This window comes from Pseudomonas sp. zfem002, assembly GCF_032621685.1.
Classification (GTDB): Bacteria; Pseudomonadota; Gammaproteobacteria; order Pseudomonadales; family Pseudomonadaceae; genus Aquipseudomonas; species Aquipseudomonas japonica.
This window is the reverse complement of record NZ_JAVYJH010000005.1, coordinates 125,175-149,246: the sequence shown is the minus strand read 5'-3', so window position 1 is coordinate 149,246 and position 24,072 is coordinate 125,175. Positions and strand designations below refer to the sequence as shown.

The following is a 24,072-nucleotide window of genomic DNA, read 5'->3' as shown; positions in this document are numbered from 1 at the left end:
GCATGCCTCAAAGCACCGCTTTCGGGTAGGAACCCAGCACTTTCAAGGCCACGGCCTCCTGGCTGATCTTCTCCAGGACGGCCTTGATCAGCGGATCGCGATGATGGCCGACGAAATCGATGAAGAACACGTAGGTCCATTTGCCGCTGCGCGACGGACGAGTCTCGATGCGCGTCAGATCGATGCCGTTCTCGTGGAAGGGCACCAGCAGCTCATGCAATGCGCCGGGCTTGTTGCTCATGGAGACGATGATCGAGGTCTTGTCGTCGCCGGTCGGCGGGACTTCCTGGTTGCCGATCATCAGGAACCGCGTGGAGTTGTCCGGACGGTCCTCGATCTTCTCGGCCAGGCGCGTCAGCCCGTACAGACCGGCAGCCATGTCACCGGCGATGGCCGCGGAGTTCCACTCGCCCTTGACCCGCTTGGCGGCCTCGGCGTTGCTCGATACCGCCACGCGCTCGACGTTCGGGTAGTGCGCATCCAGCCACTTGCGGCACTGGGCCAGCGACTGGGCGTGGGAATAGATGCGGCTGATGCTGTCGGTCTTGGTGTTCTCGCCCACCAGCAGATGGTGGTGAATGCGCAGCTCGACCTCGCCACAGATGACCATGTCGTGCTCGAGGAAGCTGTCCAGGGTGTGGTTGACCGCACCCTCGGTGGAGTTTTCCACCGGCACCACGCCGAAGTTCACCGCACCAGCGGCCACTTCGCGGAACACTTCGTCGATCGCCGCCATCGGCTTGCTGATCACCGCGTGACCGAAGTGTTTCATCGCCGCCGCCTGGGTGAAGGTCCCCTCGGGGCCGAGGTAGGCGACTTTCAGTGGCTGCTCCAGTGCCAGGCAGGAGGACATGATCTCGCGGAACAGACGGGCCATCTCTTCGTTACCCAGAGGGCCCTGGTTACGCTCCATGACCCGCTTGAGCACCTGCGCCTCACGCTCGGGCCGGTAGAACACCGGCTTCTCGCCCTCGGTCAGCGATGCCATCTTCACCCGTGCGACTTCCTGGGCGCAGCGGGCACGGTCGCTGATCAGCTCGAGGATCTTCTCGTCGAGACTGTCGATGCGCACCCGCAGGGCCTTGAGTTCCTGTTCCGACATCAGGAATGTTCCTTCTCGAATTCGACCATGTAGGCCACCAGTGCTTCCACGGCGTCCAGACCCAGGGCGTTGTAGATCGAAGCGCGCATGCCGCCCACCGAACGGTGGCCCTTGAGGTTGAGCAGCCCGCGGGCGTCGGCGCCAGCGAGGAAGGCCTTGTCCAGGCGCTCGTCGGCCAGGCGGAACGGCACGTTCATCCACGAGCGGGCGTTGGTGCTGATCGGGTTGGTGTAGAAATCGCTCTTGTCGATAAAGCCGTACAGGCGGTCTTTCTTCGCCCGGTTGCGCTGCTCCATGGCGGCGACACCGCCCTGCTCCTTGATCCACTCGAACACCAGGCCGGAGAGGTACCAGGAGTAGGTGGCAGGGGTGTTGTACATCGAGCCGTTGTCGGCGGCGATCTTGTAGTCGAGCATGGTCGGGCAGCTGCTGCGGGCGCGACCCAGCAGGTCTTCGCGGACGATCACCACCACCAGGCCGCTGGGGCCGATGTTCTTCTGCGCGCCGGCGTAGATCAGGCCGTACTGCGAGACGTCCATCGGGCGCGAGAGGATGTCCGACGACATGTCGACCACCAGCGGTACGTCGCCAGCCTCCGGAACCCAGTCGAACTGCAGGCCGCCGATGGTTTCGTTTGAGGCGTAGTGCAGGTAGGCGGCGCCCGGGGTCAGCTGCCACTCGTTCTGGCCGGGAATGGCCAGGAAATCGTATGGCTTGGCCGAGGCGGCGACGTTGACGTTGCCGAAGCGGCGCGCTTCCTCGATGGCCTTCTTCGACCAGATGCCGGTCTCGACGTAGTCGGCGGTGCCATTCTCGGGCAGCAGGTTCAGCGGGATCTCGGCGAACTGCTGGCTGGCGCCGCCCTGCAGGAACAGCACCTTGTAGTTGGAGGGGATGGACAGCAGGTCACGCAGATCCTGCTCGGCCTTCGCGGCGATGGCCACGTAGTCGTCGCTACGGTGACTCATTTCCATGACGGACAGGCCTTTGCCGTTCCAGTCCAGCATTTCGGCCTGGGCGCGCTGCAGAACAGCATCGGGGAGCGCGGCAGGGCCGGCGCAGAAGTTAAAGGCTCGTTTGCTCACATCCACTCTCGCTCTGCTCAAGATAACGGCGGAAGCGGGGCCATTGCCCCGCTTCCAGTCACACTGTTTACCAATCAGTCCTGCGCTGTCTCTTCATCGCCAGCGGCATCCGCCTGGGGCGCCTCGACGTTTTCGATATCGTCGCCGGCACCTTCCAGCACATCGTCTTCGTCGCCTTCGTCGGAAGGCTCCTGGACCCGTTCCAGGCCGACCAGGGTTTCATCGCTGGCCAGCTTGATCAGGGTCACACCCTGGGTGTTGCGACCCAGGCTGGAAACCTCGCCGACCCGCGTGCGCACCAGGGTGCCCTGGTCGGAGATCAGCATGATCTCCTCGCCTTCCTGCACCTGGACCGCGCCGACCAGACGGCCGTTGCGCTCGTTGCTGACCATGGCGATGACGCCCTGGCCGCCACGCTTGTACTCGGGGAACTCGCCGATCGCGGTGCGCTTGCCGTAGCCCCGCTCGGAAGCGGTGAGGATCTGGCTGCCTTCCTCCGGAATGATCATGGAGATCAGCTTCTGCCCTTCGCCCAGGCGCATGCCGCGGACACCGCGGGCGGTACGGCCCATGGCGCGGACATCGGACTCCTTGAAGCGGGTCACCTTGCCGGCGTCGGAGAACAGCATGACCTCACGCTCGCCATCGGTGATCGCGGCGGAAATCAGGATATCGCCTTCGTCCAGTTCCAGGGCGATCAGGCCGACGCTGCGCTGCCGGCTGAACTGCTCCAGCGGGGTCTTCTTCACGGTGCCGTTGGCGGTGGCCATGAAGATGTAGTGACCCTCGGTGTACTCCTCCACCGGCAGCATGGTGGTGATGTGCTCGCCCTCGCCCAGCGGCAACAGGTTCACCAGTGGCCGGCCGCGAGCGGCACGGGAGGCTTCGGGAATCTCGTAGGTCTTCAGCCAGTACACCTTGCCCTTGCTGGAGAACAGCAGCAGCGTGGTGTGGCTGTTGGCGACCAGCAGGTGGGAAATGTAGTCCTCGTCCTTGACTCCGGTAGCCGACTTGCCTTTGCCGCCACGACGCTGCGCCTGGTAGGCGGCCAGTGGCTGGGTCTTGGCGTAGCCGCCGTGGGAGATGGTCACCACGCGGTCTTCTTCGGGAATCATGTCGCCCAGGGTCAGATCCAGGCGCGCATCGATGATTTCGGTGCGGCGCGCGTCGCCGTATTCGGCGCGGATCAGTTCCAGTTCCTCGCGAATCACTTCCATCAGGCGCTCGGCGCTGCTGAGGATGCGGATCAGTTCGCCGATCTGGTTGAGGATCTCCTGGTACTCGGCCAGCAGCTTCTCGTGCTCCAGGCCGGTCAGGCGGTGCAGGCGCAGGTCGAGGATGGCCTGGGCCTGTTCCGGCGACAGGTAGTACTTGCCCTCGCGCAGGCCGTACTGCTCGTCGAGGTTCTCCGGACGGCAGGAGTCGGCGCCGGCGCGCTCGACCATCACCTGCACGGCACTGGATTCCCACGGCGTGCTGACCAGCGCTTCCTTGGCCTCGGAAGGCGTCGGCGAAGCCTTGATCAGGGCGATGACCGGGTCGATGTTGGACAGCGCGACCGCCTGGCCCTCGAGGATGTGCCCGCGCTCACGCGCCTTGCGCAGCTCGAACACGGTACGCCGGGTCACCACTTCGCGGCGGTGACGGACGAAGGCCTCGAGCAGGTCCTTGAGGTTGAGCAGGCGCGGACGACCGTCGATCAGGGCGACGATGTTGATGCCAAACACGCTCTGCAGCTGGGTCTGCGCGTAGAGGTTGTTGAGCACGACCTCCGGCACCTCGCCACGACGCAACTCGATGACCACGCGCATGCCGTCCTTGTCGGACTCGTCGCGCAGTTCGGTGATGCCCTCGAGCTTCTTCTCCTTGACCAGTTCGGCGATCTTCTCGATCAGACGCGCCTTGTTCAGCTGGTACGGCAGCTCGGTGACGACGATCTGCTGGCGACCACCGACCTTGTCGATGTCTTCGACGGTGGAACGGGCGCGCATGTAGATACGCCCGCGGCCGGTGCGGTAGGCCTCGATGATGCCCTGGCGACCGTTGATCAGGCCGGCGGTGGGGAAGTCCGGACCCGGGATGAACTGCATCAGTTCGTCGATCGAGATTTCCGGGTTGTCGATCAGCGCCAGGCAGCCATCGATGACTTCACCGAGGTTGTGCGGCGGGATGTTGGTCGCCATGCCCACGGCGATACCGCTGGAGCCGTTGACCAGCAGGTTGGGAATACGGGTCGGCATGACCGCGGGGATCTGCTCGGTGCCGTCGTAGTTGGGCACCCAGTCCACGGTTTCCTTGTGCAGGTCGGCCAGCAGCTCGTGGGCCAGCTTGGCCATGCGCACTTCGGTGTAACGCATCGCCGCGGCGTTGTCGCCGTCGACCGAACCGAAGTTGCCCTGGCCGTCGACCAGCAGGTAACGCAGGGAGAAAGGCTGGGCCATACGCACGATGGTGTCGTACACGGCGGTATCACCGTGCGGGTGATACTTACCGATCACGTCACCGACCACACGGGCGGATTTCTTGTACGGTTTGTTCCAGTCGTTACCCAGTTCACTCATCGCATACAGAACGCGGCGATGCACGGGCTTCAAGCCATCACGCGCATCGGGCAGTGCACGCCCGACAATGACGCTCATCGCGTAGTCGAGGTAGGACTGTCTCAGTTCGTCTTCGATATTGACCGGGAGGATTTCTTTGGCCAGTTCGCCCATGAGAAGCCTGATTCCTTTTTCTGGTGAAACTTCGTCACATCCATATGGGACGAACGAAGCTCGCCGCCGCGGAGGGCCTCCCCCGCAACGACTTACGACAAATCAACGAGTTATGCCATGGATCTGCGTAGTGAAGACAGCCCCGCGGGGCGGCCTTGGAAACCGCCGGATGTTATCACAGTCGCCGGGGCCATGGGAGTATGGCAAAACGCCGCCCGGCGCGAGGGAAAACGGGCCCGGAGGCGGCGCCAGGGCAGCGCACCGGCGGCGGCGATATCCCGCTGAAAATGCTCAGTGCAGGCGCTTGCGACACATCAGTTGGGCCAGTTTGGCGGTATCGGGGCGCTCGACGATGCCCTTCTCGGTCACGATCACGTCGATCAGGTCCGCCGGGGTCACGTCGAACACCGGGTTGCACACCTCCACGTCCGGGGCGATGCGGGTTCCGGCAATTTCCAGCAGCTCGCTGCCATCGCGCTCCTCGAGAACGATCTCGTCACCACTGGCCAGGCTCATGTCGATGGTCGAACTCGGCGCCACCACCATGAAACGCACACCGTGGTGCATCGCGTTGACCGCCAACTGGTAGGTACCGATCTTGTTCGCCACGTCGCCGTTGGCGGCGATACGGTCGGCGCCGACGATGACCCAGGTGATGCCCTTGGTCTTCATCAGGTGCGCGGCGGCCGAATCGGCGTTGACACTTACCGGAATGCCCTCGTTGGCCAGTTCCCAGGCGGTCAGCCGGGTGCCTTGCAGCCAGGGGCGGGTTTCATCGACGTAGACGTGCTCGATCATGCCATCCAGCCACGCGCCACGGATCACGCCGAGAGCGGTGCCGAAACCGCCGGTAGCCAGGGCACCGGTATTGCAATGGGTCAGCACCGTCTGCTCGCTGCCCTGGTAGCGGCGAATCAGATCAACGCCCAGCTGAGCCATGTTCAGGTTGGCTTCGCGGTCGCTGTCATGGATCGACTGGGCCTCGGCCTCCATCACCTGCGACGGATCGTCGCCCTCCTTGAGGCGCTGCAGGCGCTCGCGCATGCGATTCAGCGCCCAGGACAGGTTGACCCCGGTCGGCCGCGCGTCGCCCAGCACGGCGAAATCCGCCTCCAGCGACGCGCGCCAGTCGCCCCCCTCAGCCAGGCGCTGGCGCACGCCCAGCAGCAGGCCGTAGGCGGCGCTGATGCCGATGGCCGGGGCTCCGCGCACCACCATCGAGCGAATCGCCTCGGCCACACCGTCGGCATCGCGGTAGGCCAGCCAGGTCTCCTCGAACGGCAAGGCGCGCTGGTCGAGCAAGTAAAGGGTGCCATCACGCCAATCGATGGCCCTCACTTTCTCTGCAGCCAGAAGTCGATCGCGCATTCCCTCACCCCGTCATTCGGACATCAAAAACCGGCGATTATAACGAGCCCCAAGCGCGGGCGCTCGGGTATACTTCGCCACCTGCCCATGACCCAGGGAATTCCGTCCCATGCCCAAGCCCACCGTCCCTCTCGACCTGCTGCTCCTGCCAACCTGGCTGGTGCCCGTCGAACCGGCCGGCGTGGTGCTCAAGGAGCATGCCCTGGGGATTCACGAAGGACGCATCGTCTTTATCGGCCCGCGCAGCGAGACCGGCCGCTTCCAGGCCGCGCAAGTCCGCGAACTGCCCGACTGCCTGCTGACCCCCGGCCTGATCAACGCCCACGGCCACGCGGCCATGACCCTGTTCCGCGGCATGGCCGACGATCTGCCGCTGATGACCTGGCTGCAGGAGCACATCTGGCCCGCCGAAGGCCGCTGGGTCGACGAGGATTTCGTCCGCGACGGCACCAACCTGGCCATCGCCGAACAGCTCAAGGGCGGCATTACCTGCTTCAGCGACATGTATTTCCATCCGAAGATCGCCAGCGCCTGCGTGCACGACAGCGGCATTCGCGCGCAGATCGCCGTGCCCCTGCTGGATTTCCCGATTCCCGGCGCACGCAACTTCGATGAAGGCCTGCACCTGGCCGTCGAGCTGTTCGGCGACCTGCGCCATCACCCGCGTATCAGCGTCGCCCTCGGCCCCCACGCGCCGTACACGGTCAACGACGAGAACCTGGAAAAGGTCCGCGTGGCCGCCGACGAACTGGACGCGCCGGTGCACATGCACATCCACGAGACCGCCAGCGAAGTCCGCCAGTCCCTCGACGAGCGCGGCGAGCGCCCGTTGCAGCGCCTGGCCCGCATCGGCCTGCTCGGCCCGCGCCTGCAGGCGGTACACATGACCCAGGTCAGCGATGACGACCTGGCCTTGCTGGTAGAAAGCAACACCAGCGTGGTGCACTGTCCCGAATCCAACCTCAAGCTGGCCAGCGGCTTCTGCCCGGTGGAGCGCCTGTGGCAGGCCGGGGTCAACGTCGCCGTGGGCACCGATGGCGCCGCCAGCAACAACGACCTCGACCTGCTCGGCGAAACCCGCACCGCCGCCTTGCTGGCCAAGGCCGTGTCCGGCTCGGCCAGCGCCCTGGACGCCCACCGCGCACTGCGCATGGCGACCCTGAACGGTGCCCGCGCCCTTGGTCTGGAGGACATCACCGGCTCGCTGGAGGTGGGCAAGGCCGCCGACCTGGTGGCCTTCGACCTGGGCGGGCTGGCCCAGCAACCGATCTACGACCCCGTGTCGCAACTGATCTACGCCAGCGGCCGCGACTGCGTGAAGCATGTCTGGGTCGCCGGCAAGGCATTGCTCGACGATCGCCGCCTGACCCGCCTGGACGAGCAGGCCGTGCATGCCGCCGCCGTGGCCTGGGGCCAGCGGATCGGCGGACACACCGAATGACCCGACGGCAGCCAGCCTGCCGCACCGAATTTTCACAGCTTCAGAGGATTGTTCCATGAGCAACGTCGACCACGCCGAAATCGCCAAGTTCGAGGCCCTGGCCCATCGCTGGTGGGACCGCGAGAGCGAGTTCAAGCCGCTGCACGACATCAACCCGCTGCGGGTCAACTGGATCGACGAACGGGTCAAGCTGGCCGGCAAGAAGGTCCTCGACGTCGGTTGCGGCGGCGGCATCCTCAGCGAGGCCATGGCCCTGCGCGGCGCCACGGTAACCGGCATCGACATGGGCGAGGCGCCACTGGCAGTGGCCCAGTTGCACCAGCTGGAATCCGGGGTCAACGTCGAGTACCGGCAGATCACCGCCGAGGCCCTGGCCGAGGAAATGCCGGAGCAGTTCGACGTGGTCACCTGCCTGGAGATGCTCGAGCACGTGCCGGACCCGTCCTCGGTGATCCGCGCCTGCTTCCGCATGGTCAAACCCGGCGGCCAGGTGTTCTTCTCCACCATCAACCGCAACCCGAAGGCGTATCTGTTCGCCATCATCGGCGCCGAATACATCATGAAGCTGCTGCCCCGCGGCACCCATGACTTCAAGAAATTCATCCGTCCTTCCGAACTCGGTGCCTGGAGCCGCGCGGCGGGCCTGAGCGTCAAGGACATCATCGGCCTGACCTACAATCCGCTGACCAAGCACTACAAGCTGGCCGCCGATGTTGACGTCAACTACATGATCCAGACCCTTCGCGAGGAATGAACATGCGTTTGCGAGCAGTACTTTTCGACATGGACGGCACCCTGCTCGACACGGCGCCGGACTTCATCGCCATCTGCCAGGCGATGCGCAACGACCGCGGCCTGGCGCCGGTCGCCGACAACACCGTGCGCGACGTGATTTCCGGCGGTGCCCGGGCGATGGTCGCCGCGACCTTCGACATCGAGCCCGAAGCGCCGGAATTCGAGGCCCTGCGCCTGGAGTTCCTGGAGCGCTACCAGCGTGACTGCGCGGTGCACACCAAGCTGTTCGACGGCATGGAAGAGCTGTTGCAGGACATCGAGCGCGGCAAGCTGCTGTGGGGCGTGGTGACCAACAAGCCGGTGCGCTTCGCCGAGCCGATCATGCAACGCCTGGGCCTGGCCGAGCGCTCCTCGCTGCTGATCTGCCCGGACCACGTGAAGAACAGCAAGCCCGATCCAGAGCCGCTGATCCTCGCCTGCAAGACCCTCGACCTGGATCCGGCCAGCGTGCTGTTCGTCGGCGACGACCTGCGCGACATCGAGTCCGGTCGCGATGCCGGCACCCGCACTGCGGCGGTGCGCTATGGCTATATTCATCCCGAGGACAACCCCAACAACTGGGGCGCGGATGTGGTGGTCGATCATCCCCTGGAGCTGCGCAAGGTGCTCGACAGCGCCCTGTGCGGCTGCTGATCCCACAGCCAGTGGCCTTGCCGGGCCGGCCTGGTGGCCGGCTCGCTGGCGCCTGAAGCCATTTTCCTTTCGAGGCATCTCCCATGTTCGACTATTCCGCCCGCCCGGATCTGCTCAAAGGCCGGGTCATCATGGTTACCGGCGCCGGCCGCGGGATCGGCGCAGCAGCGGCCAGGGCCTTCGCCGCCCATGGGGCCACCGTGCTCCTGCTGGGCAAGACCGAGGCCAACCTGACCGCGGTGTACGACGAGATCGAGGCCGCCGGCCATCCGCAGCCGGTGGTCATCCCGTTCAATCTGGAAACCGCCCTGCCGCACCAGTACGACGAACTGGCGGTGATGGTGGAAAACGCCTTCGGCCGCCTCGACGGCCTGCTGCACAACGCATCGATCATCGGCCCGCGCACGCCACTGGAGCAGTTGAGCGGCGACAACTTCATGCGCGTCATGCACATCAACGTCAACGCCATGTTCATGCTGACCCAGACCCTGCTGCCGCTGCTCAAGCTGTCGGAAGACGCCTCGGTGGTGTTCACCTCCAGCAGCGTCGGACGCAAGGGCCGCGCCTACTGGGGTGCCTACGGCGTGTCGAAGTTCGCCACCGAGGGCCTGATGCAGACCCTGGCCGACGAACTGGAAGGTGTCGCCCCGGTGCGGGCCAACAGCGTCAACCCGGGCGCCACCCGCACCAGCATGCGCGCCCAGGCCTATCCGGCGGAGAATCCGCAGGACAACCCGCTGCCCGAGGCCATCATGCCGGTCTATCTGTACCTGATGGGCCCGGACAGCACCGGGGTCAACGGTCAGGCGTTCAACGCCCAGTGAGCCCCTGCGCCAGGGCGCCGCGCAGGCGCGTGCCCTGGTGCGACTCCTGCTCTTCCAGCTGCATGCAGCGTTCGAGGAACAGGTACATGTAGTCGTAACTCTTGCAGATCGCCCGTTTCAGTTCGGCCTGCAAGGCCTTGCTCGGGCTGTTGCCGGCCAGGGTACAGATGATTTCCAGCGCCTCCCACGGATGGGCATCATCGTACTGGGCGTGCATCTTCAGCCATTTCATCGCCCGCTTGCGGCCTTCTTCGGGGAAACCCCGGGCATAGGTATCGGTGGAGCAGACCACCGCCGACCATTCGCCCACCGCCCCTTCGATCGCGTAGTTGGTCGCCGCCATGGCCACCACCAGCGAATCCTGGCTGCAGGTGTGCCAGCACCAGTCGCTCAACGCTTGCAGTTCCGCCGGCACGTCCTGCGCCTGCAGGTCGTCGAGGGTGACGCCGTGCGCTTCGCACCAGTGCACCCAATAGTCGGCATGGTTGAGTTCGACGCGAATGTTGCGCATCAGCCAGCGTCGCGCCATGTCCTCGCCGGGGTGACGGGCATAGCGGGTCTTGGTCAGGTTGTGGGCCATGTACACGGAGAACTGCTCGACCACCGGCCAGCCACCCACCAGGTACTGGTGCATGGTCGTGCTGCCGACGAGGCCGTCACGCAGGCGCTGGTAGAAGGTGTGCTCCACCACCCGGCGCTTGCTCGCGCTGCACTCCTGGATCAGGCGCTGGGCCCAGAGGGGATAACTTGCGGCGTCCATCAATGGACCAGTCCGAGTAAATGCGTCAATCACTGTCAGCTCCTTGTCCTTGTGATTTGGATGGAGCGTCAGCGCAGCGTCCCCGGTGATCCGAACAGCACTGGCCCGGCGGCGTCACGCTGACGCTGCAGGCTGTCGCAGGAAAACACCTGGGGCCGTTGGATCAGGTAACCCTGGGCATAATCGACACCGATCTCCTGCAAGGCCTGCTCGATCAACGGCGTCTCGACAAACTCGGCGATGGTGCGTTTACCCATGACGTGGCCGATGTGGTTGATCACCTGGACCATCGCCCGGTTAATCGGGTCGTCGAGCATGTCCTTGACGAAACTTCCGTCGATCTTGAGGAAGTCTACAGGCAAATGTTTCAGATACGCGAACGACGACATTCCGGCGCAAAAATCATCGAGGGAGAACTTGCAGCCCAATCCTTTCAATTCGTTGATAAAACGAATGGCACTTCCCAGATTGGCGATTGCGCTGGTTTCGGTTATTTCGAAACAGATCAATTCAGGGGGAATGGCGTAGTCGCTGAACTGCCGCCGCAGGTAGTCGAGGAACTTGTCGTCGCCGATGCTGCTGCCCGACAGATTGATCGAACACATCGCCAGCGGCCCCTCACGCCCCTCGTTCAGGCACTGGCGTATCACCTCGAACACACTGCGCACCACCCAGCGATCGAGGGCGGTGATCAGGCCGAAGCGCTCGGCGGCGGGAATGAAGCTGTCCGGGAGGATCATGCGGCCGCTTTCGTCGTGCAGCCGCAGGAGGATTTCCAGGTGTCCGCCGCCCTCCTCGTGGGGGTCGAGGGCAGCGATCTCCTGGGCATACAGGCAGAAACGGTTTTCTTCCAGGGCAATGTGCAAGCGCTGGATCCAGGCCATCTCGCCGAAGCGCAGCGACAGCTCGGTGTCGTCGGCAAGGTACAACTGCACACGGTTGCGGCCTTTTTCCTTGGCCATGTAGCAGGCCATGTCCGCCGCACGCAATGCCGCTTCCAGCGAGTCCGGCGCCTGGTTCAGATGAACCAGGCCGATGCTCACGCTGTTCACGAACGGTCGCCCCTTCCAGACGAAATGCAGGCTCTGCACCGCCTGGCGCAGGTTCTCGGCAATCCGCTCGGCCTGTTCCGGCGGGCAATCGCGCAGCAGCACGCCAAACTCGTCGCCGCCCAGACGCGCCAGCACATCGCCTTCGCGCAGTCCCGATTGCAGCACCGCACAGATATGCCGCAGCAACTCGTCACCCGCGGCATGGCCGCTGGTGTCGTTGACCAGCTTGAACTGGTCGAGGTCGAGGAACATCAGCGAATGCCGGCCGTTGTTGCGGACCTGGTCGCCCAGCGCCTGCTCCAGGCAGTATTCGAACTCGCGACGGTTGGCCAGCCCGGTCAGGGCGTCATGGGTCGCCTGCCAGGACAGGTTGGCGATGTACTGGCGTTCCTGGGTCATGTCGTGCAGCACCAGCACGGTGCCACTGACCCGCCCTTCGGTCATGATCGGCGCGCCGACCAATGTCACCGAGACGGTGCTGCCATCCAGGCGCTGGATCAGCCGCACATGCTCCGAGCCGCCGCCCAGCGCGCCGTTGAGGATATGTTCGGTGAGGGTCAGGCTGTCCTTTTCGGCATTGTCATCCAGCAGGCTGAACAGCGCGGCCAGCGGCAGGCCCTGGGCGTGGCTGGCGTCCCAGTGGGTCAGTTGCTCGGCGGCGGCGTTCATGTAGACGATGCTGCCATCGACATCGGTGGTGATCACGCCGTCGCCGATGGACGCCAGGGTGATCTGCGCCCGCTCCTTTTCTTCCCGCAGCGCACTGGCGAAGGCCTGCCGCTGCGCCAGCAGCTTGCTCGAACGCAGCCAGGCCAGGGCGATGAGAAACGCCGCGGTGGCCAGGTTGGTCAGCAGCAGCAGGCGCAGGAGCATGCGCGACCCCTCCCCCAGCGCATCGCTGAAGGCCCGCGCGGCGGGAGTGACGTTGTCATTGATGGCGACGATGCGGCGCTTCCACTCGGCCAGGTCGCGCGGCGTGGCGCGGCTGCCGGCGATGCCGGCGTGAATTTCATCGGCCAGGGTGTCCAGTTCCTGCAGGAAGCTGTCCCCCACCTGCCAGCGGCTGATGGCCTTTTCCAGGTAACTGACGTGACGGAAGTTGAGGTAGAACCAGATCACGCTGGCGACGTCGTCCGGGTGGTTGCCACCGGCGAGGATGCCCTGGCGCGCGGCCTCCAGGTCCGGTGGATCGAGATCGAGGGCCAGGCGCAGGCGGTGACTGCCTTCGGGGATGGCGAAGGCGGTGCGGTATTTGTCGAAGTTCTCCTCGTCGCGGCTGTCGACGTACAGGCTCAGGTAGTAGATGGCGTCCTTCTGGCCCTTGGACCACAGGCTTTCCCCGGCGACATAGGCACGCATGGCCGAAAGCGCGTACAGGCTGATACCACCCAGCAGCGCCTGAAACAGCACCACGGCGATAAATGGCCAGATGATCCCCAGGAGCCTGGGCGTTTCAAGCGTCCGTTTTCCCTTCATGAAGTCCCTTGCAACTGCACCGGTGAGTTACCTCACTCTGTTCCGATACAGACTAGGCCATTTGCCTGCATGCGGATAAGTGATTTCTCACATTCGAGCGTTCAGCTCTGCTGCAGATGACCGTACAACTTGGCGTACAAACCACCTTCGGCGATCAGTTGCAGGTGGCCGCCATCCTCGGCGACATGGCCGCCGTCGAACACCAGTACGCGGTCGGCCTGCTTCACCGCCGACAGACGGTGGGCGATGATCAGGGTGGTGCGGGCGCTGAGGAAGCGCGCCAGGGCGTGGTGCAGGTTGTATTCGGTGGCGGCGTCGAGGGCCGAGGTGGCCTCGTCGAGAATCACCACCTTGGGCTTGGCCAGGACCATCCGCGCGATCGCCAGGCGTTGACGCTGGCCGCCGGAGAGCCGCACGCCGGAACGCCCGACCACGCTGTCCAGGCCTTGTGGCAGGGCGCCGATGGTTTCGTCGAGCTGGGCGATGGCCAGGGCCTGCCAGCACTCTTCATCACTGCAGTCGCGGCCCATGGTCAGGTTGGCGCGTACCGTGTCGTTGAACAGCGCCGGGTGCTGCAGTACCACCGCGACGTTTTCGCGCAGGGTTTCCAGGCCGATTTCCTGCAGGGTCGCGCCGCCGAAACGAATGCTTCCGGCCTGGGCGCTGTACAGACCGAGCAGCAGTTGCACCAGGGTGCTCTTGCCGCCACCGCTGGCACCGACGATGGCCACCTTCTCGCCCGGCGCGATGGACAGGTTCAACTGGTCCAGCACCGGTTCCTCACCGTAGCCGAAGCGCAGCCCGCGCACGTCGATGCCGACGGTGGTCTGGCCCTGGAACGGATCGGCGCCACCGGCGTACTGCGGTTCGTCGCCACGGGCGAGCAGTTCGTTGATCCGGCTCAGCGCGCCACCGGCGCCGTAGTAGGCGTACTGCAGGTTCAGCAACTGCTCCACCGGGCCGATCATGAACCACAGGTAGCTGAACACCGCGAGCATCTGTCCGACGCTGAGGTCGGAAAACAGCACGGTGAGCATCGCCGCGGCGCGGAAGATATCGATGCCGAACTGGAACAGCAGGCCGCTGGCGCGGTTGCTGGCATCGCTTTTCCACTGCGAGGCGATGGCATGGTTGCGCACTTCCTGGGCGCGCAGGCCGAGGCGCCCGAGGAAATAGCCCTGGCGGTTGCCGGCGCGGATCTCCTGGATCGCATCGAGGGTCTCGGCCAGGGCCTGGGTGAAGCGCGACGTGCTGTCGTTCTCCAGCTTCTTCAGGTGCTTGACCCGCTTGCCCAGCTGTACCGTGGCGAAGATCACCAGCGGGTTGAACAACAGGATCAGCAGGGCCAGTTGCCAATGCATCCAGATCAGGATCGCCGCGGTGCCGGTCAGGGTCAGCACCGCCACGAGGAAACGGCTGAGGGTTTCGCCGACGAACTTGTCGACGGTATCCAGATCGGTCACCAGGTGGGTGGTGACCGTGCCGCTGCCGAGGCTTTCGTACTCGCTCAGGGAAATCCGCTTGAGCCGTTCGATCAGGCGGATGCGCAGGCGATAGACGATGTCCTTGGCCAGACCGGCGAACAGCCTGGCCTGCATGACGTTGAAGGCCAGCGCCGAACAGCGCAGGACCAGGGTCACCACCAGCATCAGGCCGATATAGCCGGCCGCCACCTGCCAGCTGCCCGGGAGAAACTGGTTCATCCATTGCAACGCGGTGTCGCCGTGGCCGAGCAGCACTTCGTCCACCAGCAGCGGCAACAGCAACGGGATGGGCACGCTGCACAGCGCCGCCAGCACGGCAACACCGTTGGCGATCCACAGGGCCTTTTTGTGATGCAGCGCCAGGCGGCGGATTTCCGCCCAGCTCAGACGATCGGCAGACGCCGCCGCTGGCCCGGGAACCGGGTCGGGCGAGCCTGGCAGATCAAGCATAGGCCGCGCGCTCCAGCCAGCGACCGAGCAGCGGTTCGAGGGATTCCAGCGCCTGATAGCCGTTGGTCAGCAGGGCCAGCTGGCCGTTGCGTTCGGCCAGCAGCGTGGGGAAGCCAGCGATGCCCAGGTCCTGGACCCAGGTGAAATCGGCGGCGGTGGCGCTGCGCTGGTCGGCACTGGTGAAAGCCGCAGCGAAAGCGGCGCGGTCGAAACCGGCCTGCTCCGCCAGGTTGACCAGGGTCGGCGCCAGGGTGACATCCTCGGCGCGCTGGTAGAACGCCTGCTGGATCAGCGCCAGCAGTTTCCACACCTTGTCGGCGTCGAGGCTGCGCGCGGTGACCAGGGCGCGGCAGGCCGGCTCGGTGTCATAGACGAAACCGTCGGGCATGGCGCCGTCGAACTGGAAGGTCTGGCCGGTGGCCTGATTGACCGCCTGCCAGTGCTCGAGAATGTAGCGCCGGGTCGAGGCATCCAGCGCCGAGCTGCCGCTGCGCAGACCACCCACCACCAGGCGGGTTTGCACACCCGCCTGCCGGGCCTGGTCGATCAGGGCCGCGGCCACCGGCGCGAACCCCCAGCACCAGGAGCACATCGGGTCCATGACGTAAAGCAGGCGAGCGGTCATGCATCACACCTCGGCTTTGCGGTAGTTGAATCCGATCGGGTGCGGCTGGTTGCGGGCCTTGGCCAGTTCGATCTGCTTCTGCCGGTCGATGGCACTACGCCGGGTCTTCTCGCTCAGGCTGTCCCAGCAATGCGGGCAGCTGATGCCTGGCGAATAGTGCTCCGAGGCCCGGTCCTCGACACTGACCGGATGGCGGCAAGCGTGGCACTGATCGTAATCGCCTTCGCTGAGGTCGTGACGCACAGTGACCCGGTTGTCGAAGACGAAGCAGTCGCCCTGCCACTTGCTCTGATCCTGAGGAACCTCTTCAAGATATTTCAGGATCCCGCCCTTAAGATGATAGACCTCTTCGAAACCCTCGCCGAGCATATAGCTGGACGCCTTCTCGCAGCGGATGCCACCGGTGCAGAACATGGCGACCTTCTTGTGCCGCGTCGGGTCGAAGTTGGCCTTGATGTAGTCTGGGAACTCGCGGAAGGTCGTGGTCTTCGGATCGATGGCGCCCTCGAAGGTGCCGATGGCCACTTCGTAGTCGTTGCGGGTGTCGATCAGCAACACTTCAGGGTCGTTGATCAGGGCGTTCCAGTCCTGCGGTTCGACGTAGGTCCCGACCGCCTTGTTCGGGTCCACGCCCGGCACGCCGAGGGTGACGATCTCTTTTTTCAGCTTGACCTTGGTGCGATAGAACGGCTGTTCGTCGCAGTAGGATTCCTTGTGGTCGACATCCACCAGGCGCGGGTCCTGGCGCAGCCAGGCCAGCAGGCCGTCGATGCCTTCGCGGGTGGCGGAAACGGTGCCGTTGATGCCTTCCTCGGCCAGCAGCAGGGTGCCTTTGACACCGTTGGCTTCCATGCAGGCCAGCAGCGGCTCGCGCAGTTCGACGTAGTCTTCCAGGGTGACGAACTTGTACAACGCCGCCACGACGATGGATTGGGTCATGCTTGCAACTCTCCAGTGGTCACCCTCGCAAAGGGCGGACCGGGTCAGAAATACAAATAAAAACGCGCCGACAAGCGGCGCGGGTGCGGAGTCTAGCAAAAACCGACAGTGAAATCAGTGCTTGCTGCCTCCGGCGCAGGTTGGCGACGCCGGCGCGGCGCCGGTCTTTGCCCATTCCTGCGGGGTGTAGGTGTGCAGCGCCAGCGCATGGAACTGCCCCATCAGGTCGCCGAGGGTGGCGTAGACCTTCTGGTGCCGCTTGACGCTGTTCAGGCCCTCGAACTGCTCGCTGACCAGCACCGCCTTGTAGTGGGTTTCCACGCCACGGCTGTGCATGTGGCTCTCGTCCAGAACCTGCAGGTGCAGGGGCGCCAGCGCGCCCAGGCTCTGTTCGATCTTCTGTTGCATCGACATCGGCGACTCCGCTTACGGCTTCTTGGCCGGAGCGGCGGCCTTGCCGGCGTTCGGGTCCAGTTCGTTGGTCATGTCGGCCAGCAGCTTGTTGACCACCGGCACCGCGCCTTCCAGCTTCTGCTGGGTCAGCTGGGCCGACTGCTGGGTGACGCGCGGCATGGTTTCCAGGACTTTCTTGCCCAGTGGCGATTGGTAGAAGGCCACCAGGTCCTTCAGTTCCTGCTCGCTGAAGGCGCTGGTGTAGAGCTTGACCATGTCCGGCTTGAGCTTGTTCCAGCCGATGTTGTTGTCCAGGGCGGCGTTGGCCTTGGCCTGGTAGCTGTCGAGCACGGATTTCTTCGAGGCCGGAGCCTTGGTCTGCTCGAAACGCTGGGCGAACATCTGCTGCACTTGACCGTAGACCGGTGCTGGAAGCTTGTCGGCGTGGGCGAGCAGGAGGAATTTTTCAGCGGCAGCCTCGTGGCTGGCGCTGGCGGCGAATACCTGGCCAGTGGCGCAGACCAGCGCAACAGCCGTGCAGAGGGCGCGGAGACGGGTCATCGGTGTTCCTTAAAAGAGTAAGTGAGTGTTTCCAGCGTAGAGCATTCTGCGCCGAGGGACGCAACCGCTCAATAGGACGAGTGGGCTATGGAACCGGCCTTTGGAATCGGCACCTAAACTGTCTGGTCAAACCTGGCATCTTGCATAAGGAGTGGGTAGCACATGAGCCGCATCGAAACTGACAGCCTGGGCCCCGTGGAAGTTCCGGACCAGGTCTACTGGGGCGCGCAGACGCAGCGCTCGCTGATCAACTTCGCCATCGGCAAGGAACGCATGCCGCTGGCGGTCCTGCACGCGCTGGCCCTGGTGAAGAAAGCCGCCGCCCGGGTCAACGACCGCAACGGCGACCTGCCCGCCAATATCGCCCGGCTGATCGAACAGGCCGCCGACGAAGTGCTCGATGGCGAGCACGACGACCAGTTCCCGCTGGTGGTCTGGCAGACCGGCAGCGGCACCCAGAGCAACATGAACGTCAACGAGGTGATCGCCGGTCGCGCCAACGAACTGGCCGGCAAGGGGCGTGGCGGCAAGGACCCGGTGCACCCCAACGATCACGTCAACCGCTCGCAGAGCTCCAACGACTGCTTCCCCACCGCCATGCACATCGCCGCCGCCCAGGCCGTGCAGGAACAGTTGCTGCCGGCCATCGCCGAACTGTCCTCGGGTCTTGCCGAGCTGTCGGCGCGGCACACGCACCTGGTCAAGACCGGGCGCACGCACATGATGGACGCCACGCCGATCACCTTCGGCCAGGAGGTTTCCGCCTGGGTCGCCCAGCTCGACTATGCCCAGCGCGCGATTCGCGCCACGCTGCCGGCGGTATGCGAGCTGGCCCAGGGCGGGACCGCGGTGGGTACCGGGCTGAACGCACCGCATGGCTTTGCCGAGGCCATCGCCGCGGAGCTGGCGGCCTTGTCGGGGCTACCATTCATCACCGCGCCGAACAAATTCGCCGCCCTGGCCGGGCACGAACCGCTGACCAGCCTCGCCGGCGCCCTGAAAACCCTGGCGGTGGCCCTGATGAAGATCGCCAACGACCTGCGCCTGCTCGGCTCGGGCCCACGCGCGGGCCTGGCCGAAGTGCGTCTGCCGGCCAACGAGCCAGGCAGTTCGATCATGCCCGGCAAGGTCAACCCGACCCAGTGCGAGGCCCTGTCGATGCTGGCCTGCCAGGTTCTGGGCAACGACACCGCGATCAGCTTCGCGGCGAGCCAGGGGCATCTGCAGTTGAACGTGTTCAAGCCGGTGATCATCCACAACCTGCTGCAGTCGATCGAGTTGCTCGCCGATGGCTGCCGCAACTTCCAGCAGCACTGCGTCGCCGGCATCGAGCCGGATCCGCAGCAGATGGCCGCGCACCTGGAGCGCGGGCTGATGCTGGTGACCGCGCTGAACCCGCATATCGGCTACGACAAGGCGGCGGAAATCGCCAAGAAGGCCTACTCGGAAGGCACCACCCTGCGCGAGGCGGCGCTGACCCTGGGTTACCTGACCGATGCGCAGTTCGACCAGTGGGTCCGCCCCGAACAGATGCTCGAAGCGGGCGGCAAAGGCTGAGTCAGCCGGCCAGGCGTGCGCGCCTGGCCTTCCAGCCGGCGCTGAGCGACGGCCCCAGCGCGGTCAGCGCCGAGCCCAGCACCACCACCAGGGCGCCGAAATAGCCCAGGCCGTTGATCTGCTCGGCTATGACGAGGTCCGGCCACAGCCAGGCGGCCAGGGCGACGGCGACGAAGGTCACCAGCGGCGTGATCGCCAGGGTCGCGCTGACCCGCGAGGCTTCCCAGTGCGCCAGCGCTTCGGCGAACGCCCCGTAGGCCACCAGGGTGTTCAGGCAGCAGGCCAGCAGCAGCCAGCCCTGCAGCGCACTCAGGCGCAGCACCTCCAGCGGCTGCGCCCAGGGCGTGAGCAACAGGGCGCAGAACAGATAGATCACCATCATCACCTGCATCGAGTTCCATACCGTCAGCAGTTGCTTCTGGCCCAGGGCATAGAACACCCAGACCAACGAGGCCAGGAGGATTACCAGCACGCCGGTGGTGTAGCCGCTCAGCGAGGTGAGCAGCTCTTGCAGACGCTGGTTGAAAAACAGGCCGAACCCCGCCAGCAGCAGCGCCAGGCCAATCCCCTGGGCGACGCTGAAACGCTCCTTGAACACCAGCACGCTGCCCACCAGCAACAGCACCGGGCCGATCTGCACTACCAACTGCGCGGTGCCGGCGCTGACCAGCTTGAGGCCGACCAGATAGAGCACGTAGTTGCCCACCAGGCCCAGGGTGCAGATCGCCACCAGGCCTTTTCCGCGCCGCCCCAGTGGCGCGAACGACGGCAGCCTACGGGTCGCCGCCAGCCAGGCGAACAACAGGCTGCCGGAGACCAGCAGGCGATACCAGGTGACGGTGATCGGGTCCATGACCTGCAGCACTTGCTTCAGCTTGACCGGCAGGATGCCCCACAGCACGGCGGTCAACAACGCGAGGAACAGCCCGTACGCCCAGCGTCCGGAGGTGGTATGCATGACGGCCTCGATAATCCCGGGGTGGTGGAGGGGTGGAGTCTAGGGCGTAGGAAAGGGATTACACAGTGACAGTTGGGGAACAACTGTGCTGGTCTGGGAGCGACATGGAGATGATCGGGACCGCTGTGCGGTCCTTCGCGGGCAAGCCACGCTCCTACGGGAACGCGCACCGCCGTAGGAGCGTGGCTTGCCCGCGAAGGGCCGCACAGCGGCCCCAGATCCAACGCTTATTTCTTGTGCTTGCGAAACGCCGCTTCCAGCGCCTCGTTGATGGTGCGCAGGACCTTGATCCGCGCCCAGCGCTTGTCATTGGCCTCCACCAGGGTCCATGGCGCGATCTCGGTGCTGGTGCGGTCGACCATGTCGCCCACGGCGCGGGCATACAGGTTCCACTTGTCGCGGTTGCGCCAGTCTTCCTCGGTGATCTTGAAGCGCTTGAACGGAATCTCCTCGCGTTCCTGGAAACGCTCCAGCTGGGTCTGCTGGTCGATCGCCAGCCAGAACTTGACCACCACCACGCCAGCGTTGCTCAGTTGCTCCTCGAAGTCGTTGATCTCGCCATAGGCGCGCATCCAGTCGGCCGGCGAGCAGAACCCCTCGACCCGCTCGACCAGCACCCGGCCGTACCAGGAACGGTCGAAGATGGTGAAGGTGCCACGCCCCGGAATATGTCGCCAGAAGCGCCACAGGTAAGGCTGCGCACGCTCTTCCTCGGTCGGTGCGGCGATCGGCACGATGCGGTACTGGCGCGGGTCCAGCGCCGCCGCGACCCGACGGATCGCCCCGCCCTTGCCCGCCGCGTCGTTGCCTTCGAATACCGCCACCAGGGCGTGCTGCTTCATGCGCTTGTCGCGCAGCAGGCCGGCCAGGCGCGCCTGCTCCTTGAGCAGTTGCTTTTCGTAGTCCTGCTTGTCCAGGTGCACGCTGAGGTCGAGCGCTTCGAGCAGGCTGAGCTTGTCGATGCTCTCGCCCAACGGCGCGATCGGCGTCGGCGCCTTGATGTTGCCCTCGGCCTTCAACGCATTCTGCAGGCCTTCGAGCAGGATCTTGCCCACCGCCAGGCTGCGGTAGTACGGGTCGGCACCCTCGATCACATGCCAGGGTGCGTAATCGCGGCTGGTGCGGCGCAACACCCGCTCGCCGAAGCGCACGAAACGGTCGTAGGTCTCCGACTGCTCCCAGTCCAGCGGGCTGATCCGCCAGCGGTGCACCGGGTCTTTCTTCAGGGTCTTGAGCCGGGCCTTCATCTGCTTCTTGGACAGGTGGAACCAGAACTTGAAGATCAGCGCGCCTTCATCGCAGAGCATCTGCTCCAGGCGCTCGGCGCCACTGATGGCCTGGTCCAGCACGGCGTCCTTGAAACGACCATCGACCCGGCCCTGCAGCATCTGGCTGTACCAGTTGCCGAAGAACACGCCCATGCGCCCCTTGGCCGGCAGCGCACGCCAGTAGCGCCAGGCCGGCGGGTGGGCAAGTTCCTCGTCGCTCTGCTGGTCGAAGGTGCGCACTTCGATCAGACGCGGGTCCATCCATTCGCTCAGCAGCTTGACCGTCTCGCCCTTGCCCGCGCCCTCGATGCCGTTGATCAGCACGATTACCGGGAAACGCGCCTGCTGCTTGAGTTCGAACTGGGCTTCGAGCAGGGCCTCGCGCAGGGCGGGCACCTCGGCTTCGTAGGTTTCTTTGTCGATCGAGTGACCGATTTCAGCGGATTCGAACATACCAGGCTCCCTTCTTGGATAAGCAAGACTAGCGGATTGCCATTGCTTTTGTCCGGGTTGCGCCAGATCAAACAGCGCTCCGGTGATCAGCTAGAATGGCCGATCCGCTGTTGCCGAGCCCTTTCATGACCGACACGCCCGCCCCCCGCCACGCCCAGATCGACTGGGACGAACTGGGCCGCCCCTATTCGCGGCAGTACGACGACATCTATTTCTCCAAGGACCAGAGCCTGGAGGAAACCAGCCACGTGTTCATCGAGCAGAACGATCTGCGCCAGCGTTTCAGCGCGCTGGCCGCGGGCGAGTGCCTGGTGATCGGCGAAACCGGGTTCGGTACCGGGCTGAATTTTCTCTGTGCCTGGCAGCTTTTCGAGCGCTGCGCCGCGCCCACTGCGCGCCTGCATTTCATCAGCGCCGAGAAGTTTCCCCTGACCCGCGACGACCTGACCCGCGCCCTCGCCCTCTGGCCCGACCTGGCGCTGCAGGGCACGGCGCTGCTGGAACAGTACGTGGCGGTGCACGCGGGTTATCAGCAGTTTCTCTTCGACAACGGCCGGGTCAGCCTGACCCTGATGATCGGCGACGCCCGCGAGCAGTTCGAAAAGCTCGACGGGCACATCGACGCCTGGTTCCTCGATGGCTTCGCCCCGGCGAAGAACCCGGACATGTGGACCCCGGAGTTGTTCGCCCAACTGGCCCGGCTGTCGCGCCCCGGGACTACCCTGGGCACCTTCACCAGCACCGGCTGGGTGCGCCGCGCGCTGATCGCGGTGGGCTTCTCGATGAAGCGGATTCCGGGGATCGGCAAGAAATGGGAGATCCTTCGCGGCCTGTTCAATACCGCGCCCGAACCACAGCCATGGCCTGCCGTGGCGCCCTGGTATCGACGCCCCCCGCTGGCGAGCGGTGCGCGCCATGCCCTGGTGATCGGCGCCGGTCTTGCCGGTTGCGCCAGCGCTGCCAGCCTGGCCGCCCGCGGCTGGCAGGTCAGCCTGCTGGAGCGCCACGCGCAGGCGGCCAGCGAGGCCTCGGGCAACCCACAGGGCGTGCTCTATCTCAAGCTGTCCGCCCACGGCACGCTGCTGTCGCAACTGATCGTCAGCGGCTTCGGCCATACCCGCCGTCTGCTCCAGCGCCTGCAACGGGGCAGCGACTGGGACGACTGCGGCGTACTGCAACTGGCCTTCGACACCAAGGAAGACCAGCGCCAGGCGCAACTGGCCGGAGCCTTCAGCGAGGAACTGGTGCAGCGCCTGGATCGCCAGCAGGCCGAAGCGGTGGCCGGCGTGCCGCTGCCCAGTGGCGGCCTGTTCTATCCCGAAGGTGGCTGGGTGCACCCGCCGGCCCTGTGCCACTGGCAGACGGGACAGGCGAACGTGCGTCTGCTCACTCATCACGACGTACTGCAACTGCGCCGGGTCGATGGCCAGTGGCAGGCCCTCGATGGCGAGCGGGTGCTGGCCGAGGCGCCGGTCGTGGTGCTCGCCGGCGCTGCGGACATTCGCCGCTTCGAAGGGTGCGCCGGGCTGCCGCTCAAGCGCATTCGCGGGCAGATCACTCGTCTGCCGCTGACCGCAGCGAGCCAGGCCCTGCACACCGTGGTGTGCGCCGACGGCTACGTGGCGCCCCCGCGGCATGGCGAACATACCCTGGGCGCCAGCTTCGACTTCCATGGCAGCGACCTGACGCCGACGGCGGAGGAACATCGCAGCAACCTGGAATTGCTGCGCGAGATCTCCACCGATCTGGCCGAGCGCCTGGCGGTCGATCAGTTGGACCCGCAGCGCCTGCAGGGGCGCGCGGCGTTTCGCTGCACCTCTCCGGATTACCTGCCGCTGGTGGGGCCCCTGGCCGATGCCGAAGCCTTTGCCGGGACCTACGCCGCGCTGGCGAAGAATGCCCGGCAGGTGCCCGACGCGCCTTGCCCGTGGCTGGAAGGCCTGTATATCAACAGCGGGCATGGCTCGCGCGGACTGATCACCGCACCGCTGTGCGGCGAGCTGGTGGCGGCCTGGATCAACGGCGATGCCTTGCCGGTGCCCCGGGAGATCGCCGAGGCCTGCCATCCGAATCGCTTCATGTTGCGCGAGCTCAAGCGCGGCAAGGCTTGAGGGCCAATCGCGGGCAATGCCCG

At 65.2% G+C, this 24,072-nt stretch carries 19 protein-coding genes; 6 read left to right on the top strand and 13 right to left on the bottom strand.

The genetic code is table 11. From position 1 onward, the window contains the following. Nucleotides 1-7 precede the first annotated feature (7 nt). From pheA to mtnA, 4 genes are all read right to left on the bottom strand, one after another. Nucleotides 8-1,102 (bottom strand): prephenate dehydratase, encoded by a 1,095-nt coding sequence (gene pheA / locus RTI28_RS09435; protein WP_316920202.1) that lies wholly within the window; start codon nt 1,100-1,102, stop codon nt 8-10. Further along, the gene (gene serC, locus RTI28_RS09430; protein ID WP_316920201.1) at nt 1,102-2,187 is read right to left on the bottom strand and encodes a 3-phosphoserine/phosphohydroxythreonine transaminase; all 1,086 of its coding nucleotides are present in this window, start codon (nt 2,185-2,187) and stop codon (nt 1,102-1,104) included. Before serC ends, pheA begins: the two co-directional genes overlap by 1 nt. 74 nt (nt 2,188-2,261) lie before the next feature. Further along, nucleotides 2,262-4,901: a DNA gyrase subunit A gene (gyrA, locus tag RTI28_RS09425; protein ID WP_316920200.1), complete on the bottom strand. Its 2,640-nt coding sequence runs from the start codon at nt 4,899-4,901 to the stop codon at nt 2,262-2,264. A gap of 291 nt (nt 4,902-5,192) precedes the next feature. Continuing rightward, entirely contained in the window at nt 5,193-6,269 is a 1,077-nt protein-coding gene (gene mtnA, locus RTI28_RS09420) for an S-methyl-5-thioribose-1-phosphate isomerase (protein WP_316920199.1), read from the bottom strand. Nucleotides 6,270-6,378: 109 nt separating this feature from the next. Between mtnA and RTI28_RS09415 the strand changes: the two genes are divergently transcribed. From RTI28_RS09415 to RTI28_RS09400, 4 genes are all read left to right on the top strand, one after another. After that, the gene (locus tag RTI28_RS09415) at nt 6,379-7,710 is read left to right on the top strand and encodes a TRZ/ATZ family hydrolase (RefSeq protein ID WP_316920198.1); all 1,332 of its coding nucleotides are present in this window, start codon (nt 6,379-6,381) and stop codon (nt 7,708-7,710) included. 55 nt (nt 7,711-7,765) lie between these two features. Further along, a complete protein-coding gene (gene ubiG, locus RTI28_RS09410) occupies nt 7,766-8,464 on the top strand; it encodes a bifunctional 2-polyprenyl-6-hydroxyphenol methylase/3-demethylubiquinol 3-O-methyltransferase UbiG (protein WP_042122517.1) in 699 nt (232 codons plus the stop codon). A gap of 2 nt (nt 8,465-8,466) precedes the next feature. Then, nucleotides 8,467-9,138, top strand: a complete 672-nt coding sequence (gene mupP, locus RTI28_RS09405; protein WP_316920197.1) for an N-acetylmuramic acid 6-phosphate phosphatase MupP — start codon at nt 8,467-8,469, stop codon at nt 9,136-9,138. An 83-nt stretch (nt 9,139-9,221) separates the two neighbouring features. Further along, nucleotides 9,222-9,962 (top strand): YciK family oxidoreductase, encoded by a 741-nt coding sequence (locus RTI28_RS09400; RefSeq protein ID WP_316920196.1) that lies wholly within the window; start codon nt 9,222-9,224, stop codon nt 9,960-9,962. On the opposite strand, the gene RTI28_RS09395 is transcribed toward RTI28_RS09400, so the two are convergent. The 7 genes from RTI28_RS09395 to RTI28_RS09365 form a co-directional block, all read right to left on the bottom strand. Further along, the gene (locus RTI28_RS09395) at nt 9,949-10,755 is read right to left on the bottom strand and encodes a TenA family transcriptional regulator (protein WP_316920195.1); all 807 of its coding nucleotides are present in this window, start codon (nt 10,753-10,755) and stop codon (nt 9,949-9,951) included. The genes RTI28_RS09400 and RTI28_RS09395 overlap by 14 nt on opposite strands. 35 nt (nt 10,756-10,790) lie before the next feature. Continuing rightward, complete coding sequence (locus tag RTI28_RS09390; protein ID WP_316920194.1) at nt 10,791-13,250, bottom strand: EAL domain-containing protein; 2,460 nt, start codon at nt 13,248-13,250, stop codon at nt 10,791-10,793. Nucleotides 13,251-13,351: 101 nt separating this feature from the next. After that, a complete protein-coding gene (locus tag RTI28_RS09385; protein WP_316920193.1) occupies nt 13,352-15,184 on the bottom strand; it encodes an ABC transporter ATP-binding protein in 1,833 nt (610 codons plus the stop codon). Then, complete coding sequence (locus tag RTI28_RS09380) at nt 15,177-15,809, bottom strand: DsbA family protein (protein ID WP_316920192.1); 633 nt, start codon at nt 15,807-15,809, stop codon at nt 15,177-15,179. Before RTI28_RS09380 ends, RTI28_RS09385 begins: the two co-directional genes overlap by 8 nt. Before the next feature lie 3 nt (nt 15,810-15,812). Then, the gene (locus RTI28_RS09375) at nt 15,813-16,748 is read right to left on the bottom strand and encodes a rhodanese-related sulfurtransferase (protein ID WP_316920191.1); all 936 of its coding nucleotides are present in this window, start codon (nt 16,746-16,748) and stop codon (nt 15,813-15,815) included. Between the two features lie 114 nt (nt 16,749-16,862). After that, entirely contained in the window at nt 16,863-17,162 is a 300-nt protein-coding gene (locus RTI28_RS09370) for a BolA family protein (RefSeq protein WP_316920190.1), read from the bottom strand. 12 nt (nt 17,163-17,174) lie between these two features. Continuing rightward, nucleotides 17,175-17,702: a DUF2059 domain-containing protein gene (locus RTI28_RS09365; RefSeq protein WP_316920189.1), complete on the bottom strand. Its 528-nt coding sequence runs from the start codon at nt 17,700-17,702 to the stop codon at nt 17,175-17,177. Nucleotides 17,703-17,864: 162 nt separating this feature from the next. Here RTI28_RS09365 and RTI28_RS09360 point away from each other — a divergent pair, with 162 nt between their 5' ends. Beyond that, on the top strand, nt 17,865-19,259 hold the full coding sequence (locus RTI28_RS09360; protein WP_316920188.1) for a class II fumarate hydratase: 1,395 nt from the start codon (nt 17,865-17,867) through the stop codon (nt 19,257-19,259). A 1-nt stretch (nt 19,260) separates the two neighbouring features. On the opposite strand, the gene RTI28_RS09355 is transcribed toward RTI28_RS09360, so the two are convergent. Both RTI28_RS09355 and pap read right to left on the bottom strand, forming a co-directional pair. Beyond that, entirely contained in the window at nt 19,261-20,217 is a 957-nt protein-coding gene (locus RTI28_RS09355; protein ID WP_316920187.1) for a DMT family transporter, read from the bottom strand. Nucleotides 20,218-20,444: 227 nt separating this feature from the next. Further along, complete coding sequence (gene pap, locus RTI28_RS09350) at nt 20,445-21,938, bottom strand: polyphosphate:AMP phosphotransferase (protein WP_316920186.1); 1,494 nt, start codon at nt 21,936-21,938, stop codon at nt 20,445-20,447. A gap of 125 nt (nt 21,939-22,063) precedes the next feature. Between pap and mnmC the strand changes: the two genes are divergently transcribed. Next, the gene (gene mnmC / locus RTI28_RS09345) at nt 22,064-24,049 is read left to right on the top strand and encodes a bifunctional tRNA (5-methylaminomethyl-2-thiouridine)(34)-methyltransferase MnmD/FAD-dependent 5-carboxymethylaminomethyl-2-thiouridine(34) oxidoreductase MnmC (RefSeq protein ID WP_316920185.1); all 1,986 of its coding nucleotides are present in this window, start codon (nt 22,064-22,066) and stop codon (nt 24,047-24,049) included. Nucleotides 24,050-24,072: the final 23 nt, after the last annotated feature.